The 16,068-nt window shown below is 65.9% G+C and carries 17 protein-coding genes; 12 read left to right on the plus strand and 5 right to left on the minus strand.

The annotated features are described in order from the left end of the window. Positions 1 to 139 precede the first annotated feature (139 nt). Positions 140 to 910: a VOC family protein gene (locus D9V29_RS13795; RefSeq protein ID WP_121673913.1), complete on the plus strand. Its 771-nt coding sequence runs from the start codon at positions 140 to 142 to the stop codon at positions 908 to 910. 92 nt (positions 911 to 1,002) lie between these two features. Here the strand turns inward: D9V29_RS13795 and D9V29_RS13800 are convergent, their stop codons facing one another. From D9V29_RS13800 to D9V29_RS13810, 3 genes are read right to left on the minus strand one after another with little or no spacing between them, the layout of a single operon-like run. Beyond that, positions 1,003 to 2,013: a PHP domain-containing protein gene (locus D9V29_RS13800; protein WP_121673914.1), complete on the minus strand. Its 1,011-nt coding sequence runs from the start codon at positions 2,011 to 2,013 to the stop codon at positions 1,003 to 1,005. A 32-nt stretch (positions 2,014 to 2,045) separates the two neighbouring features. Beyond that, the gene (locus tag D9V29_RS13805) at positions 2,046 to 2,996 is read right to left on the minus strand and encodes an LLM class flavin-dependent oxidoreductase (RefSeq protein WP_121673915.1); all 951 of its coding nucleotides are present in this window, start codon (positions 2,994 to 2,996) and stop codon (positions 2,046 to 2,048) included. A gap of 38 nt (positions 2,997 to 3,034) precedes the next feature. Then, complete coding sequence (locus D9V29_RS13810) at positions 3,035 to 4,732, minus strand: hypothetical protein (RefSeq protein ID WP_121673916.1); 1,698 nt, start codon at positions 4,730 to 4,732, stop codon at positions 3,035 to 3,037. 194 nt (positions 4,733 to 4,926) lie between these two features. Here D9V29_RS13810 and D9V29_RS13815 point away from each other — a divergent pair, with 194 nt between their 5' ends. The 9 genes from D9V29_RS13815 to D9V29_RS13850 all read left to right on the plus strand — a co-directional run bounded on the left by D9V29_RS13815 (position 4,927) and on the right by D9V29_RS13850 (position 10,522). Continuing rightward, entirely contained in the window at positions 4,927 to 6,015 is a 1,089-nt protein-coding gene (locus D9V29_RS13815; protein ID WP_121673917.1) for a hypothetical protein, read from the plus strand. Between the two features lie 92 nt (positions 6,016 to 6,107). Continuing rightward, entirely contained in the window at positions 6,108 to 7,499 is a 1,392-nt protein-coding gene (locus D9V29_RS15220) for a chaplin family protein (RefSeq protein ID WP_121673918.1), read from the plus strand. A 180-nt stretch (positions 7,500 to 7,679) separates the two neighbouring features. Beyond that, complete coding sequence (locus D9V29_RS15180) at positions 7,680 to 7,982, plus strand: hypothetical protein (protein ID WP_229790424.1); 303 nt, start codon at positions 7,680 to 7,682, stop codon at positions 7,980 to 7,982. After that, positions 7,925 to 8,716 carry a glycosyltransferase family 2 protein gene (locus tag D9V29_RS13825; protein ID WP_229790425.1) on the plus strand — a complete coding sequence of 264 codons (792 nt, stop codon included), beginning with the start codon at positions 7,925 to 7,927 and terminating at the stop codon, positions 8,714 to 8,716. The genes D9V29_RS15180 and D9V29_RS13825 overlap by 58 nt, the downstream gene beginning before the upstream one ends. A 55-nt stretch (positions 8,717 to 8,771) precedes the next feature. Continuing rightward, positions 8,772 to 9,089 (plus strand): ArsR/SmtB family transcription factor, encoded by a 318-nt coding sequence (locus D9V29_RS13830; RefSeq protein WP_121673919.1) that lies wholly within the window; start codon positions 8,772 to 8,774, stop codon positions 9,087 to 9,089. After that, positions 9,082 to 9,306, plus strand: a complete 225-nt coding sequence (locus tag D9V29_RS13835; protein WP_121673920.1) for a hypothetical protein — start codon at positions 9,082 to 9,084, stop codon at positions 9,304 to 9,306. Before D9V29_RS13830 ends, D9V29_RS13835 begins: the two co-directional genes overlap by 8 nt. 78 nt (positions 9,307 to 9,384) lie before the next feature. Beyond that, the gene (locus D9V29_RS13840) at positions 9,385 to 9,810 is read left to right on the plus strand and encodes a hypothetical protein (protein ID WP_147436296.1); all 426 of its coding nucleotides are present in this window, start codon (positions 9,385 to 9,387) and stop codon (positions 9,808 to 9,810) included. A 147-nt stretch (positions 9,811 to 9,957) separates the two neighbouring features. Further along, positions 9,958 to 10,188, plus strand: a complete 231-nt coding sequence (locus D9V29_RS13845) for a DUF8129 domain-containing protein (protein WP_121673922.1) — start codon at positions 9,958 to 9,960, stop codon at positions 10,186 to 10,188. 40 nt (positions 10,189 to 10,228) lie between these two features. Continuing rightward, positions 10,229 to 10,522 carry a DUF1905 domain-containing protein gene (locus D9V29_RS13850; RefSeq protein WP_121673923.1) on the plus strand — a complete coding sequence of 98 codons (294 nt, stop codon included), beginning with the start codon at positions 10,229 to 10,231 and terminating at the stop codon, positions 10,520 to 10,522. 88 nt (positions 10,523 to 10,610) lie between these two features. Here the strand turns inward: D9V29_RS13850 and D9V29_RS13855 are convergent, their stop codons facing one another. Further along, positions 10,611 to 12,215: a M28 family metallopeptidase gene (locus D9V29_RS13855; RefSeq protein ID WP_183085036.1), complete on the minus strand. Its 1,605-nt coding sequence runs from the start codon at positions 12,213 to 12,215 to the stop codon at positions 10,611 to 10,613. 183 nt (positions 12,216 to 12,398) lie between these two features. Continuing rightward, positions 12,399 to 13,013, minus strand: a complete 615-nt coding sequence (locus D9V29_RS13860; protein ID WP_121673925.1) for an FMN-binding negative transcriptional regulator — start codon at positions 13,011 to 13,013, stop codon at positions 12,399 to 12,401. 678 nt (positions 13,014 to 13,691) lie between these two features. Between D9V29_RS13860 and D9V29_RS13865 the strand changes: the two genes are divergently transcribed. Both D9V29_RS13865 and D9V29_RS13870 read left to right on the plus strand, forming a co-directional pair. After that, positions 13,692 to 14,666: an NAD(P)/FAD-dependent oxidoreductase gene (locus tag D9V29_RS13865; RefSeq protein WP_121673926.1), complete on the plus strand. Its 975-nt coding sequence runs from the start codon at positions 13,692 to 13,694 to the stop codon at positions 14,664 to 14,666. 355 nt (positions 14,667 to 15,021) lie between these two features. After that, on the plus strand, positions 15,022 to 16,026 hold the full coding sequence (locus D9V29_RS13870) for an ABC transporter permease (protein WP_183085037.1): 1,005 nt from the start codon (positions 15,022 to 15,024) through the stop codon (positions 16,024 to 16,026). Positions 16,027 to 16,068: the final 42 nt, after the last annotated feature.

A 16,068-nucleotide genomic window follows, 5' to 3' on the forward strand; every position in this document is an offset into this window, starting at 1 on the left:
CCGAACGCCAGCCGTCGAGTCCCTGTACGGCCGGGCAGCGCCCGCAAGAGCGGTACCGGGGCAATCACGCACCCCTAGCCGCCGCCGTGGGCCGCGACTACCCTGACTTTCAACACGGCGATCGACGAAGGGACCACCCATGCCTGACATCACGGTCACGACCCCCGGCGCACCCTGCTGGCTCGAGCTCACCACCTCGGATCCGGCCCGCTCGCAGGAGTTCTACAGCGCACTCTTCGGCTGGGACGCAGAGACGGGCGACGAAGTGCTCTATGGCGGCTACGTCAGCTTCAGCTCCACCGGCCGGCGCATCGCCGGCGCAATGAAGAAGCAGGATGACGCCCCATACGCAGACAGCTGGACGGTGTACCTGCTGACAACGGATGCTGCGGAGACGGCGTCCGCGATCGCTGAAGCGGGCGGCATGAACATGTTCGAGCCGATGAACGTTCCCGACATGGGCGTGATGGGGTTCGCGACCGACACCACCGGTGCGACGGTCGGGTACTGGCAGTCCGGCAACCACACCGGGTTCCAGGCCGAACGCGAGCACGGGGCACCGGTCTGGTGCGAACTGCTCGCGTCCGACTTCGAGAAAGCCGTCGAGTTCTATGAGAAGGCGTTCGGCTTCACCCTCAAGGACGAGGGCGACGGCGCGGATTTTCGCTACATGACCTTCGAGCGCGACGGCCAGCCGTTTGCCGGCATCTATGACGCGAAAGGCGATCTGGCGGATGGCGAAGCCGCGAGCTGGGCGGTGTATTTCGGTTCTGACGACGTCGACGCGACCGTCGCCAAGGCACTCGAACTCGGCGCTACCGTCAAGGACGAGGCCGAGGACACCCCGTACGGCCGCATCGCAACCGTCGTCGACCCGACAGGTGCTGTGCTTCGGTTCATGTCGTTTTGAGCGGCGCCGAGATCGCAGTCACGCACCCATACGTGCGCATGCGCTCGCGTGTGGGGGCACTGCGATCTCACGAGCGGATGCCGTGGGCCGGCTCAGCGTGCCCACTCCAGCAGGCGGTCGGCTGGCCACGTCGTCACGATCCGGTCTGCAGGCACTCCGTTCGCCTCGGCACGCGCGGCGCCCAGGTCGAGCAGCCCGAGTTGGCCGGGTGCGTGCGCGTCGCTGTCGATGCTGAACAGGCAGCCGGCGTCGAGCGCGATCTGGATGAGGTTGTCGGGCGGGTCCTGCCGCTCCGGACGCGAGTTGATCTCGACGGCAACGTCGTTCTCGGCACACGCGGCGAACACGGCGGCGGCGTCAAACGTGGACTCCGGCCGGGTCCCTCGGCTGCCCTGGACGAGCCGTCCGGTGCAGTGCCCGAGCACGTTCGTGTGCGGGGAACGGATGCCGGCCAGCATCCGTTCGGTCATCTCGCGCGAGTCCATACGCAGTTTCGAGTGCACGCTCGCGACCACGATGTCGAGACGTTCGAGCACATCGTCGGACTGGTCGAGCTCGCCGTCGAGAAGGATGTCGACCTCGATGCCGGTCAGCACCCGGAAGTCGTCGAACTCGGCATTGAGCCCGTCGATCTCGACGAGTTGCTCTTCGAGACGCTCGGTACTCAGCCCGTTCGCGACCCGCAGCGAAGGGGAGTGGTCGGAGGCGACGAGGTACTCGTGGCCGAGCCGCCGGGCGGTGCGCGCCATCGACGCGAGGTCGGTGGTGCCGTCGGACCACAGGGTATGGCTGTGCAGGTCACCCTTGAGTTGCGCGCGAAGCTTGCCGCCGGCATCCGTCACCGGGCCGCCGATCCGCTCACGCAGGTCGGCGAGGTAGTCGGGGATGCCGCCCTCCACCGCCTGCTCGATCACCGTGTAGGTGGTCGAGCCGATGCCCTTGGTGCGCTTGAGCCTGCCATCCTCGACGCGAGCGGCGATCTCCTCATCGCTCAGGGAACCGAGCGCCGCGAGAGCACCGCGGAACGCCTTGGTCTTGTACGGCGACGCGAGGTCACGCTCGAGCAGGAACGCGATCTCGTCGAGGGCATCGGTGGGTCTCATGGCGGCTCCTTGCGTCGGCGTGGGTGGGTCGTTCAGCGCCCGATTCGGGGAAAGACGTCGTCGGCGAAGCGCTGGTAGCTGGCGATCGGGTCGTCAGCGCCCGCGACGAGGATGATGGTGTCTGCGCCGGCCTCGGCCCAGCCGGCGATCGCCCGAGCGCCGTCTTCCGGAGTTCCGGCGACGGCCAGGGATTGCAGAATCTCGTCGGTCAGCTCGCCGCTGCCGTCAGCACCCATCCCGGCGATCTCGGTGAGCCGGTCGAAGACGCGGAAGTCGACCAGTCGCTGCACCCGCGTACGAACCTCAGCCAGGGCCTGCTCGCGGTCGTCGCCGAGGCTCGTCATCGCGAGAAGCAGGGCGCGACCGGACCCCTCCGGGGCGGCCATTTCGTCGCGAACCCAGCGGACGGCATCCGGTGTCGCGATCTCGGGAAGCAGAACGCCGTCGGAGCTGCGGCCGGTGATGCGGAGGCCGAGCGGTCCGGTCGTGCCGAGAACGATCTGCGGCATCTGCTCGGGCGCAAAGCCGAGCCGCACAGCATCGAGGTGCACGTGGTGGCCGTCGACCGTGACCTCCTCGCCGGCGAGCAGCCTGCGCAGGGCGACGGCGGTCTCCTCGAGCGCGGCGAAGCGTCTGGGCACGTCGGCGCCGATCTCCTGCATCCAGCTCGGGATGCCGGTGCCCAGCCCGATCGACAGCCGCCCGGGAGCGAGGCGGGCGAGGGTCGCGATCTCCATGGCCGCGGTCGCGACGTTGCGGGTGGTCGCGGGGAGGAGTCCGAGTCCGACGTGGATGCGATCGGTGACGGCGAGGGCGGTGGCTGCCATCGCGATGCCGCCCGCCCAGGGCAGGTCCTCGCTGAACCAGAGTTCATCGAAGCCGGCTGCTTCCGCCCAGCGGGCGAACTCGGGGAGGCGTTCGGGTGCCCAATCGGGCTCGAACCGGACTCCGATGCGGGGCTGGCTGGCGTCTCGAGGCGTCATGGTTCGAGCGTATGGCACAACGCGCCGAAAACGAGGGGCTACTGGTAGGTGACGAGGTCCGGCGCGGGTGACACTCCGCTCATCGTCTGCTCCGGGGTGAGCATCGGCAGGTCCTCGTCGTAGAAGTTCTTCCAGCCCCAGTGGATGCCGGCGGGCGCGTCACGGTGCAGGTTCGCCCAGGTCGCCTGCTTGTCGCCCTGCCCGCCCTGCCCGTCGGCGTGGATCAACAGGGCAACCTCGGGGCGAGTGAGGTCGAGCGAGGCGCGATCGGTGATCATCGACGGCCGGAACTGGTGCAGCACGAGCATCTTCTGCGGCAGTCCCTTCTCGTTGGTGAGGTCGGCGAGCCAGGTGGTGACGCTGTTCACTTCGGCGGCGGTCACGGATCCGATCTGCCTGAGCGGGACCTGGTCGGGCCCCAGCCTCCACTCGGGGTCGAGCGCGAGGCCGACGTGCGGCAGTTCGAGCAGCGACTGGTACTGCTTCGCCTGGGTGAGGAAGTCGGTGCGCCCCGGCTGCAGGTCGATCACGACGTAGATCCCTGCCTTTGCGGCCTCATCCACGAGCAAACGCAGGCTTTCCGGCGACAGTTCATTGGAGTAGTTGCCGTCACCGCCGGGCCCACCCGCGGCCACGGTCGCGATGATCTCGAACATCGGCACGACCGTCTTGTCGGTGAGGGCCGCGTATGGCGCAGCGAGGTCACGGGCGCGCTGGACCGAACCGGCGGCATCCTGCTCACCGAGCACACCGAGGACACTCGTGATCGGAGTGCCGTAGAGGGCGATGAACTGGTGTGCCGGGAACAGCAGCTGTCCGCCGCCGGGCAGTTGTGTGCCGGTTCGCGCGGTGCGAATCTTCCAGTCGAGCGCCGCCTGGGTGGCGAATTCGGCACCGATCGCGAGGGTCTTCGTCGTCTCCGAGGTCGAGAGCGCCTCGATGATGGATGCGTGCGCCTGCGGGTTCGCGGACCCCTCCGGGACGAGGTGCACCGGAATACCCGCAGCCCGCGCCGTCGCGATCGACGCGAGTTGTGCGGCGCCGTTCACCGCGAGCGCCACGGTGTCGGCGAGGGGTTCGGCGCGTTTCGGCCGGGTGATCGGGGTTTCGGCGTTGGAGCTGCCGCGCTGTGCTTTCGGAGCTTCCCATGCCGCGATGCCGGCGGGGAAGCCGGCGGCATCCTCGGCGGTGGCGGCGCCGAGCTTGAGGCCTGTCGCTTCGGTGACCGCGGAGGCGCTGGCCTTGACCCGCTCAACGGTGAGGTCCGACTCGGAATCCTCCGCTTCGGCGTCGAGCGACTCGACTGCGCCGATGACGAGAGCCGTGGTCGCCTTCAACCGCTTGAGCTCGGCGGGCAAGCCGTCCGGGGTCGGCTCGGCGCTCGCCGTGGGTGCCGGGGTTTCGGTCGTGGCGGACGTGCTTTCCGTGACATCCGACTTCCCAACCAGGAGCGGCACGCCGAGCCCGATCGCTGCTCGCGCCGCGAGCTCCTGCGCCTTCGGGTCGCCGCTCGGAGCGACCACGACCACGGGGGAGGAATCGAACAACTCAGCGCTGGTGGCGACGGATGCTTCGCGATCGGTCGCGGCGTCGATGACGGTGAGCGCGGCATCCGGATCGGAGGTCTTGAGAGCGGTTGTGCGCGCGGCCTGGGGGGTGCTAGCGGTGCAGGCTGTGAGCGCGAGGAGGCCGGCGAGGGCGAAGGCGGTGCGCGAGCGCCGGGAGAGCAAAGACATGTCTCAACGGTATGTCACCCGGTCGAGGGGTGCAGCATCGGGTGGGAGCTGTCACGCTGCTTTTGGACGGTGATCGGCGCTTGTGGGCGCGGCGAATGGCGCAAGGTAGAGGTAAAGCCGCTGTCGTCGCAAGGGTGTTGCCGTTCTTTTTCCGTCTGAAAGAGTGAAGGCACTGACGCACGGGGGGTGAAGTCATGGACCACACACGGTCGACGACTCACGCGCCTGTCCGGCTGTTGCTCTACTCGTTCGGCCTCGCTGCCGTCTGGATAGTGATCAGTCTCTTCGTCGGCACCAATTCGGCCCATGCCGACGACGACGATTCCCGCTCCCGCCTCGGGAGCGTGGTTTCGGGCGCCGCGAAGGCGGTCGGAAAGCAGCTCTCTTCGGTCACGACGGTCACCGATTCGGTCATCTCCGATATTGCAACTCCGGTCGTGGAAAAGGTTGTCGAGCCTCTCGCGGATGTCGTTCCTCCGGTCAAAAAGGTCGTCGCCGTCGTTCCGGCTGTCACCTCTCCCGTTGCCGAGGTCGTGGACAGCAAGCCGGTAACCACGATCGTCTCGCCGATCACCTCGACCGTGGACGCGGTCGTGGCGCCGGTTGTGTCCCCGATCGCCAGCGGTGTGGATCGACTGCTCGATGACGTCCCCGTCGTCAATCACCTGCCGAAGGTGTCGAGCCTCGTCGGCGACGCTCCCCTCACCGACGTGACAGCGCCGCTCACCGGCGCGATCGACGATGTCGTTTCTGACGCGACCACCCCGGTCACGGATGTTGTTGCTGCATTGCCCTCAACTCCCTCTCTTCCTGCTTACCCGGGCCTGCCGGGCCTGCCGAACGACCCAGCTGCCCCGGTGTCGTCTGCACCGACGGATGCATCGCCCACAGTCGATCCCTCTGACCCGCCCGCGACCACGCCTGCCACGGTCGAGTTGCGCTCCAACCACCCTTCTTCTCCGGCTCTCCCGGCGCACGACGCTCAGTCGTGGGCTGATCACATCAACTCCGGGATGGGCGCCAGCCCCGCAGCGTCCACCCGGCCTCATCCGGACCCGGTGCCCCGGGGTCCGGCCGAGAACGGGGACCCGGCGTTGCCGAGCACCCCGGCGGCCAGCAGCAGTAGCGGTGCTGCGGCCGGCGGTCCGACCGGTCCGTCTGCTGTGGCAGAGCTGATGTCATCCGCCATTCCGGCACTGATCTCTGGTGCCCTCCTTTCCCGTGCTGAGAACGACGTCCTCCCGTCGACCCTCGTACTGGAACTCTCGTCTACTCCTGACTGACGACGGTCCGGCCTGCCCGATCTGCAGATAACCGAACCGCTTCTCCCGCCTGGGGAGGAGTATCCGTCGAACCACTTTCAAGGAGTAGAACCATGAAACGAACAATCTCGAGGTGCCTCTACGGCGTCCTCTTCGCCGGAGGGATCACCCTCTTCGGTGCAACAGCTGCTCACGCGGACACGACCGGTGACGACGGTGTGCTTTCGGGCACACTCGTCGACGCTGTGGTGTCCATCCCGGTGACGATCGGCGGCAACACCGTCAGTCTCATCGGGGACTCCGACTCGGATGCCGCGGCTACGACAAGTGCCCCAGCCGCGGCATCCGCCCCCTCGTCGTCGACGACGTCCGGAAACGGCAGCGTCGCCGGTGGCACGCAGACAACCCCGGTCGTCTCCATCCCCGTAACCGTCGTCGGCAATTCGGTTGCGGGTATCGGGGATGCCGCGACGTCCGGCGCTGAGACTCCTGCACCTGCTGCGGCTCCTGCACCTGCTGCACCTGCTGCACCTGCTGCAACCCCTGGGGCAGCGACGTCCGGCGACCAGAGTGTTGGCGGAGGCACCCAGGTGTCTCCGACCGTGACCGCACCGGTGACCATTGCCGGAAACTCCGTCGCTGTCGTGGGGAACTCCTCGTCGTCTGGTGCCGAGACCCCGGCAGCAGAATCGGCGACTCCAGCGTCAGGCGTCGCCACGACCGGCGACGACAGTGTCCTCGGTGGCACTCAGGTGGCACCGGTGATCTCAGTGCCGATCAACCTGGGCGGCAATGCCGTCTCAGTGCTCGGTGATGCGGGCACGACGGATGCCACCACAGCTGTTTCCGGTGCTCCCGCTGCTTCCGGCGCCGATGCCTCCACGTCGGGTGACGAGAGCGTCCTCGGCGGCACTCAGATCGTGCCCGCGATCAGTATCCCGATCAACCTCGGCGGCAACGCCGTGAGCGTGATCGGTGACGCCGTGACGACGGGGTCGTCGACCGGTGGTGCCCAGGCACCGGCCACACCGGCTGGCTCGGTCACGTCGGGGAACGACAGTGTGCTCGGCGGCGCCCAGGTGGCGCCCATCGTCTCCCTGCCGATCACCATCGGCGGAAACACGGTCAGCGTGATCGGTGATGCGGAGACTGCGCCGGCCGTTCCGACGACGCCGGGAGTCCCATCGACGCCGGGAACCCCGTCCACTCCCGGTTCCCCGTCCGACCCGGCAACGCCCGTGACCCCGATTGACCCGGCAACGCCCGTGACACCGATCGATCCGGCAACGCCTGCGACGCCGGACGCCCCGGCATCTGTTCCTGCGGAAGACAGCGACACCTCGGTTGTCGAGACCGAAACGCGGTCCTCGGCGGCGCGTGTGACGGCATCCGCCCCGGCGCTGCCAGCAACCGGGGCAAACGTGATCGCCCTGGTCGCACTCGGCGCCCTGCTGCTGCTCTTCGGTGCGGTAGCGATCCGCGTCGGCCGTCTCCAGCGGAACTGAGTCGGATGCCGGTGCCCGGTCGGTGAACGCCGGCCGGGCTTCCGGCGTGCGCGCGACCCTCAAGGGACGCAAACTGTCGCGACATGCGTGAATGACAGCACTTTGCGTCCCTTGGATCGCGCCGCAATCGCCATTGTCAAGATGTTGACCGCCTTCCGCCTCCGAACGGACAGTGGCTGCATGAGCACTCGAACTGAGCAGACCGCCGGGTCCATTGCCGAGCCGAAGCCGACGGCCGCGTATTCGCACGACGACTTCAGTACCACCGAGCGCCTCGCCGCCGAATACGTGCTGCCGTTGCGATGGTCCGAGTTCCGCACCGGGGACGTGTTCGAGCTCACCGACTACCTCATCTTCCTCGCCGAACACATCGACGTGACGGTCGTCGACGGATCCCCCGAGCCGGTGTTCAGTGGGGAGACCTCGTGCGCCACCTGCCGCCCGCCGGCCCGGCCACGGGCAACGGCAAGGTCGCTGGGGTGATGACCGGAATCCGCCGGGCCCGGCACCGCGCTGTGATCCTCGCCGACGACGACGTTCGTTACAACCTGCCGGGCCTGCAACGCATGGTGAAGGAACTGGACGACGCGGATCTCGTGCGGCCGCAGAACTACTTCACCGCTCTGCCCTGGCATGCCCGCTGGGACACGGCGCGGAGCCTGCTGAATCGCGCCGTGGCATCCGATTATCCGGGAACACTCGGGGTGAACCGCGACCTTGTGCTCGAACTCGGCGGCTACGACGGCGATGTGCTGTTCGAGAACCTGGAGCTCATTCGCACGATCGAGGCGGCGCACGGTCGTGAGCGCAGGCTCGACGACTTCTTCGTGGGCCGGATCCCGCCGAGCGCCAGGCACTTCGCCCGGCAACGCGTGCGCCAGGCGTACGACGATTTTGCCCAGCCACCACGGCTCGCCGTCGAGCTCGCACTCCTCCCATTCCTGGGGTGGGGACTCCGACGCCCGGAACGCATCGCCGGCATCGCAACGGCAGCGATCGCGCTCGCCGAGATCGGCCGCCGTCGAGCGGGCGGCCCCCGCGCGTTCCCCGCGTCGAGTGCGCTCTGGGCTCCGGCGTGGCTGCTCGAGCGCGCCATCACTGTGTGGGTCGCCCTCGGTGCACGGATGCTCGGGGGCGCGAAATACGGGGAGACACGCCTGAAGAGAGCAGCGCACTCCACCACCAGCCTGCGCCGAAAATTCCTGGCTGAGCGTTGAGGGTTGCACCCAGTCTGCACATGTAATACATTGCTTACATGTGCAAGGCAAAACGATGAACGCGGACCAGCTCAGCGCCAAGCTGTCCGCGATCGCAAGCCCGCAGCGCATGCGCGTGCTCGCCCTCCTCTCTGGTGAGCGACTGCACGTGAGCGAACTCGCCCGCAGGGTCGGAATGTCACGGGCGCTTCTGTACATGCACCTGACCAAACTCGAGGAGGCCGGCTTCGTGGCCGGGCACCTTGAAATGTCACCGGACGGCAAAGCACTCAAGTACTTCGAACTGGTGCCGTTCACCCTCACCCTCGACGCACAGACTCTCGTCGACGCCGTCGCCCAGACCACCAACGAAAGCGAAAAAACTGATGCCTGAACTCGCCTATTTCCCCTGGTTCGCCTGGATCGTCATCGTCGGAATCGTCATGGGCGGCATCGTGACCGTCGTCAAAATGCGCTCCGAGCGCAATGACTCGACGGCGAAAGCCCTCGAGCAGAACACCACGGTGAACGAAGCGCTCGTCGCCCGGCTCGAGGGCATCGACGCCCGCCTCGCCCGCCTCGAGAAGACGCTCGACGACATCCCGTCCTGACTGATCTCATCCTCCCGGTGGGGCCGGATCATCCTCGAAGCCGATTCGCCGGATGCCGTGACGCGCTGAACTGGAAGCATGGCAACTTCCCGCAGAATCACGTCGGTACTCCCAGTGGCAGCACTCGCTCTTGTGCTCAGCGGCTGCTCGATCGAAGAGTACGTCGTGAACTCTCACGAGGAGTCGTTCGGAACCTACACGGCGGCTGCGGAGGACTGGGTCGGCGGCGACATGCCGGAGTGGATCCCGACGGATGCCACCGGCATCCGTCGCATTGCGACCCGCGATGAGCGGATCTCGACGATCCGCATCGAGACGACGAGCGCCCCACGCGGAGACTGCGAGGAGCAGCCGCGCGAAGGTGTTCCGGTGCTCACGGCGACGTGGAGCGCGGCCGAGCGGCCCGACTCGGTGCTGGTCTGCGACGGCTACGAGATCATGCCGACCGAGAACGGCTGGCTGGGCTGGCTCTATAACCCGGAGGAACCCGGCCGGCTGTCGTAGCGACCCACCGCGGGGCAGGATGGTGCCGCGCCCGGAGGCGGCAGGCGCACGACCGAACCGTTATGTCAATACCCTTGAGGCTTCCGCTACCACGATCTTGAATTGAGATCAGAGGAACGCCAAGGTGCATTCCTGGGGGAGGGGACCATGAACGACGCGATGCTGTGCGAGCCGGATTCTGCAGGCACCCCGGAAGCGCCGCACCCCCACGAACACCTCGACGCCGAAGGCATTCAGGCGCTGCTCGCCTACGAAGAGACGCACGGGCACCGCGACGCCGTGATCCAGGCGCTCAACGAGCGATTGCTGTCGGTGCGCAGCGGCACGGATCCCGCGGGTCCGCTCGGCGAACACCTCCGCCGCCACAACGCCGGCTGACTCTGTCGCCCAGTCGTCGGTCGCGGCTACTCTGTTCGGCATGACCTTCCGGTTCACCACTCCGCTCTGGGCCTGGCAGGGTGACGCCCCCTGGTTCTTCGTCACCGTCCCCAGAGAGGAGAGTGACGACATCCGTGACCGTCCGCGGATGCCGCGTGGCTTCGGATCCGTGAAAGTCCGCGTCACGGTCGGCGACTCGAGTTGGGAGACCTCGGTGTTCCCTGACAGCACGGTGGGCCAGTACATCCTCCCGGTGAAGAAGGCGGTGCGGATGGCGGAGGGCATCAGTGAGGGCGATGAGGTGGACGTGCAACTGGAGTTGATCGAGCTGTAGAGCCTGTAGCGCCGCAGCACAGCACTCGGGGCCTCCGCGCGATGCGCAGAGGCCCCGAGGCGTTTCTCAGCAGAGGGACGAGGAAGCGTTAGCGACCCTTGTCGTATCCCTTGTAACCGAACTTGTCGTGGCCGTGACCTTTGCCGTAGCCCTTTCCGTAGTGGCCCTTGCCGTGGTGCCCTTTGCCCCAGCCTTTGCCGTGGCCTTTGATGACCTTGGCGTCGGCGTAGACAGCGGTGGCGTGGGCGATGGCATCAGCCATCTGGCCCAGGACCTCCTGGTTGATGTTGTTGATGTCGTCGCACTCGGCGTGGTAGCAGGGGTCGTACGCTTCGCCGGCGGTGCCGCCGAAGATCTCCGCCTGCGCCTCGGACTTGATGCCCTCAGCTCCCGAGAACAATCCACCGGCCGGGATGCCGTTCTCGATGAACGCGAAGTAGTCGCTGCGTCCGTCGAACGCGGTCGGTTCGGTCGCGAGGTTCTGCGAGGCGAAGTAGTCGTTGAAGACTGCCTCGATCGCATCCGATCCTTCCGGTCCTTCCGTGCCGAAGGCATCCCCGTCTCCGTCATAGACGAAGCGCACCGCGTTGGGCGAGCCGGTCATGTCGAAGTTGAGGTTCGCGGCGTGCTGCGCGATCTGCTCGGGGGTGAGCTGGGCGACGTAGTGGTTCGAGCCAAGCAGGCCGTCCTCTTCACCGCTCCAGAACGCGAAACGGATCTTGTTCTTCGGAACGATGTGCTTCTTCGACATCTGGATCGCCGTCTCGAGGATCGAGGCGGTTCCCGAACCGTTGTCGTTGATACCGGGGCCCTCGGGAACACTGTCGAGGTGTCCGCCGACGACGAGCAACTTGTTCGGGTCGCCCTTCTTGGTGTCAGCGAGCAGGTTGAAGGTGTTCACCGTCTCGATGTGGGCGTCGAACGCGAGGCGAACCTCAGCCCCTTCGGTGGTGGCGAGGGTCTCACCGAGCGCGAACGTCGTTGTCGCGACGGGGAGTGAGAAGATCGTCTCACCCAGGGCTCCGGCGAAGAGCGCGGAGCGGTCTTCGGTTTCGGAGGCGTTGCCCTGGTTGAAGATGATCACACCGACGGCGCCTGCTGCGAGAGCGTTGTCTGCCTTGACCCTGAAGTCACACGTGCCGCGTTGCACGAGGGCGATGTTGTTCTCGGTGAAGTTCGCGAAGTCCTCCGCCTCGCAACCGCTCGTCGATGCGCGGTCGCCGGTGAGGTTGATGTCGACCGCCTCGATAAGTCCGGTGACGTCGCCCTCGGACGCGTTCGATGCCTCGACGAAATCGACCCCGTACGTGAAGGTTTCCGTGGTGGGAGCGACCAGGTCGAGGACGGCGGTGTCCACAACCGACTTGTCGTAGCTGAACGCCTGACGTGATGTGACGTACCCGGCCTTCTTGAGTTGCTTCTCGAAGTAGTCGACGGATGCCGCGTGGCCCGACGTTCCTGCCGCCCGGTTTCCGTCGTTCGCGTCCGCGATGTTCTGCAGGGCCTGCAGGTGTTTGGTGATGCCCTTTGCCGTGACGGCTTTCCGCAGCTGCGCCGATGCGGATTTGTCGCCGCCGTGGCCGTGGCCCTTGCCTCCGCCTGCGTAGGCGGGGCCGGCGAAACCGACCGCGATCAGGGCACCGGTGGCGAGGGTCGCTCCCACCGTGATGCCGAATTTGCGTCTCTGAATCATGTATTGCTCCTTCATTGGAGAGTGACAGTCAGGCCGGCGACTGTGGTGCCCCCGGCACAGTGTCCCAGACACTACCCCCCGATTGCGGGGGAGGGAAGAGGCGATTGAGGAATCCTCGCGCTTTCGGTGAACTCCCATTGCAACGGGTTCAGGCGCGCTCGGGTCGTGCTTTGCCGACTGGATCTACTTGTCGTGGACCCGGTGCATCTCGGCGGCGAGGTCGGGCTGGGCGTAGTTTTCGCCGTGCTCGAGCTCGCTCATCACGTTGCCGACGACCTCGGCGGATTTGCCCTGGCTGAGCTTTGCGCGGGCTTCGAACCGCTCGACGATGAGGCGGAACCCGACGGTGCCCGACATGATCCTGCGGCCGTATTCTTCGTTGTGCTCGAGCAGGTTCGGCTCCGGAAGTTCGTGCTCGAAGTGGCCGACGAGGTTGCTGAGCACCTGCCAGTTCTCCTCATCCGAGAGGATCTGCGGGGTGCCGTAGAGGTGGGCGGTGACGTGGTTCCATGTGGGAACCGCGGGCTTGCCGTCGTACCAACCCGGCGACACATACCCGTGCGGACCCTGGATGATGACCATCACCTCGTGCGCGCCGAGCTCGAGCGCGCGATCGTCGGGGCGGCCGACGTGGCTGACGATGCTGATGCCGTCGGCATCCTCCTCGAGCATCACCGGATAGTGCGACGCCACCAGGCCCTTCGCCGTATTCGACACGATGGTCGCCCACGGGTTCTCGCGGACCAGCCGCTTCACCTCTTCGGGATCGGTGACGATGTAGGCAGGCGTGTGGCGCATGGGGAAATCATGGCAGATGCGGGTGTCGTTCGTCCCCGCGTGACTTCATCGGTCCCGTATGCCGGTTTTCGTGTCGGAAAACGTGCATAACGGACCGATGAACGCGGATGCCGCGCCGCAGCATCCGCTCATCGGTCCCGTATGCCGGTTTCTGCGACGATATCCGTGCATGCGGGACCGATGAACCGCGCGCGTCCCCGCGGCATCCGCTCGGTGGTCGCTAATGCGGGCAATTGCGCCGGATTACCTGCGTTTGCGACAACTCAACCGCGCGTGAGTGCGCAGCATCCGCTCGTCGGTCCCGTATGGCGGTTTCTGCGTCGGGAAACGTGCATAACGGACCGATGAACCGCGAGCGTCCCGCCGCATCCGTTCGGTGGTCGCTAGTGCGGGCATTTGCGCCGGATTACCTGCGTTTGCGACAACTGAACGGCGCGCGGGTGCGCAGCATCCGCTCGTCGGTCCCGTATGGCGGTTTCTGGGTCGAAAAACGTGCATAACGGACGGATGAACCGCGTGCGTCCCCGCGGCATCCGTTCGGTGGTCGCTAGTGCGGGCAATTGGGCCGGATTGCCTGCGTTTGCGGCAACTGGAGCGGTCCGGCCCGCACCGCCCCCGCGGTTTGCCGATACGGCAACGATAGTTGCGAATCCGTACGCCCGCGCGCAGCATGAAACCATGACAAACACCACTACTTTTCACTACGACGCCATCATCATCGGCGGAGGTGCCGCCGGCCTCAGCGCCGCGCTCGCGCTCGGCCGCGCGCGTCGGTCCGTCCTCGTGCTTGATGCGGGCAAACCACGCAACGCACCGGCATCCGGTGTGCATAATTTCCTCACACGGGATGGCACGCCTCCCGCCGAACTGACCCGCCTCGGTCGGGCCGAAGTCGAATCCTACGGCGGGGTCATCGTGTCGGATGCCGCCGCCACCGCCACCGCCACACAAACGGGCAACGGTTTCGCAGTCACCACCGCGGGCGGCGAGGTTTTCGAAGGCCGACGTCTGCTGGTGGCGACCGGGCTGACGGACGAGCTTCCGAATGTGCCTGGCCTCCGCGAGCACTGGGGCACATCGGTGCTCCACTGCCCGTATTGCCACGGGTGGGAGGTGCGTGACCGGGCGATCGGCATCCTCGGGACCGGGCCGAAGTCGGTGCACCAGGCGTTGCTGTTCCGGCAATGGAGTGAGCGGATCACCCTGTTTCTGCACACCGCTCCGCAGCCGAGCGACGACGAACTGGAGCAGCTCGCCGCCCGCGGGATCGCTGCCGTGGACGGCGCGGCCGTATCGGTGGAGGGCTCAGGCGGCCGACTCAACGGGATACGACTCGAAGACGGGACCATGCACGCCGTCGATGCCCTCGTGATTGCGCCGAACTTCATCGCCAACACCGACCTGCTCGAGCAGCTCGGCGTCGACGTGCAGCCGCACCCCATGGGCGTCGGCTCGTTCGTCGAGACCGACCCGATGGGCGCGACATCCGTTCCCGGTGTCTATGCCGCCGGGAACGTGACGGATCTCATGGCGCAGGTCGTGACATCCGCTGCCGAGGGTCTCCGCGTCGGGGCAGCGCTCAACGCCGACCTGATGCAGGAAGACACCCGGGATGCCGTCGCGGTGTACCGGCAACGGCTGGCGAGTCGTTGATGGAGCACGCCCTCTCCCCACGCGACTCGTTTGTGCTCCTCCGCCAAACGCCTTCTGTGCGACAGACCCCGCTCCGCGGGGCTTCTTCTCGCACTGTGTGGGTGCATAAGCGCTTCGAGTAGTACCCCAGTCTGGGGTACGCAGGTGGTGAACTATGCGACAGTTTTGGCGAGATCGCGACCAATTTGATTGAGCAAAGTACACAAACTTTATGCACACCTTGCAATTCTCGACTGCTTCATGTCTAAGATGGCCATATCCTACAGGATCTACGACACGCTCCGGAGGCAATGATGACTCGACCATCCCACGACGCCATGCTGCAATACGCGGACGATGTCACGAGGCGTCAGCGATGAGCGCAGTCCTCACGGAACCAGACCGGCCCGGTGTAAACGCGGAGCGTAAGAATCGCAGTGGTTGGCGCAAACTAACAACGACGTATCGCATCGAGATGGCCATGTTTGCGGCACTACTCGTGTTGTCGACCGTACTGACGCTTCTCGAGCCAAGGTTCCTGTCGTCGGGGAATCTCCAGAACATCCTGTCCCAAGTGATGGTGCTCGGTATTATTGCCATCGGGCAGACGCTGGTCATCCTCACAGGCGGTATCGATCTCTCGGTTGGCGGAATCGCGGCAATCTCGATCATGACCGGCGGTCTGGTGATGACTCAGAATGGCGTCGTGGCGGGCGTCGCGGTCATGCTCGCCACCGGGCTTCTGGCCGGAACAATCAACGGTGTTCTGGTCGCGTATGTGCGGCTCGCCCCGTTTATCGTCACTCTCGGCATGATGTCTATCACGGCGTCGCTTGCCTATGTCATTTCTGACGGACGGTCTCTCTTCGGTCTTCCGGCCGAGTTTGGTTGGCTTGGTAAGGGCAACATCGGCGGTATCAAAATCTACGTCGTCATCTTCGTCGTCCTCTACGTTGTCGCTCACCTTATGCTCACGCGGAGCAAGCCCGGACGATTCCTTTATGCCATCGGCTCGAACTCGGAGGCCGCGCGCCTTTCTGGCATCCGGGTCTCTGCATACCAAGTACTTCCGTACGCGCTGACCGGACTGCTGTGCGCTGTCGCGATGGCCATTGAGGCCTCGAGGCTAGGAACGATTGACCCGAACACGGGTTCGGGTTTCGAGTTGACCACTATCGCGGCAGTAGTCATCGGGGGTGCGTCCTTGATGGGAGGCAAGGGGAGCGCGATAGGCACATTGATCGGGATCTTCCTGATCGGTGTGCTGCAGAACGGCCTAAACATCGTCGGTGTAAGCGCCTTTTGGCAAGGCACGGCGCTCGGAACCGTCATCATCATGGCCGTGGTACTCGATCGCGTCGTCCGCGGCAAGAAAGCTTGACTAGCGCCTTTTATACCCTGCACCAGCAATCACGAATCAAAG

Source organism: Mycetocola manganoxydans (genome assembly GCF_003667545.1).
Lineage (GTDB): Bacteria > Actinomycetota > Actinomycetes > Actinomycetales > Microbacteriaceae > Mycetocola_A > Mycetocola_A manganoxydans.

Coding starts and splice junctions, on each gene's coding strand:
- D9V29_RS13830 (WP_121673919.1), top strand. CDS start 8,772: ATGAACGCGGACCAGCTCAGCGCCAAGCTGTCCGCGATCGCAAGCCCG.
- D9V29_RS13870 (WP_183085037.1), top strand. CDS start 15,022: ATGAGCGCAGTCCTCACGGAACCAGACCGGCCCGGTGTAAACGCGGAG.
- D9V29_RS13800 (WP_121673914.1), bottom strand. CDS start 2,013: ATGAGACCCACCGATGCCCTCGACGAGATCGCGTTCCTGCTCGAGCGT.
- D9V29_RS13835 (WP_121673920.1), top strand. CDS start 9,082: ATGCCTGAACTCGCCTATTTCCCCTGGTTCGCCTGGATCGTCATCGTC.
- D9V29_RS13850 (WP_121673923.1), top strand. CDS start 10,229: ATGACCTTCCGGTTCACCACTCCGCTCTGGGCCTGGCAGGGTGACGCC.
- D9V29_RS13865 (WP_121673926.1), top strand. CDS start 13,692: ATGACAAACACCACTACTTTTCACTACGACGCCATCATCATCGGCGGA.
- D9V29_RS13795 (WP_121673913.1), top strand. CDS start 140: ATGCCTGACATCACGGTCACGACCCCCGGCGCACCCTGCTGGCTCGAG.
- D9V29_RS13855 (WP_183085036.1), bottom strand. CDS start 12,215: ATGATTCAGAGACGCAAATTCGGCATCACGGTGGGAGCGACCCTCGCC.
- D9V29_RS13860 (WP_121673925.1), bottom strand. CDS start 13,013: ATGCGCCACACGCCTGCCTACATCGTCACCGATCCCGAAGAGGTGAAG.
- D9V29_RS15220 (WP_121673918.1), top strand. CDS start 6,108: ATGAAACGAACAATCTCGAGGTGCCTCTACGGCGTCCTCTTCGCCGGA.
- D9V29_RS13805 (WP_121673915.1), bottom strand. CDS start 2,996: ATGACGCCTCGAGACGCCAGCCAGCCCCGCATCGGAGTCCGGTTCGAG.
- D9V29_RS13840 (WP_147436296.1), top strand. CDS start 9,385: ATGGCAACTTCCCGCAGAATCACGTCGGTACTCCCAGTGGCAGCACTC.
- D9V29_RS13815 (WP_121673917.1), top strand. CDS start 4,927: ATGGACCACACACGGTCGACGACTCACGCGCCTGTCCGGCTGTTGCTC.
- D9V29_RS15180 (WP_229790424.1), top strand. CDS start 7,680: ATGAGCACTCGAACTGAGCAGACCGCCGGGTCCATTGCCGAGCCGAAG.
- D9V29_RS13810 (WP_121673916.1), bottom strand. CDS start 4,732: ATGTCTTTGCTCTCCCGGCGCTCGCGCACCGCCTTCGCCCTCGCCGGC.
- D9V29_RS13845 (WP_121673922.1), top strand. CDS start 9,958: ATGAACGACGCGATGCTGTGCGAGCCGGATTCTGCAGGCACCCCGGAA.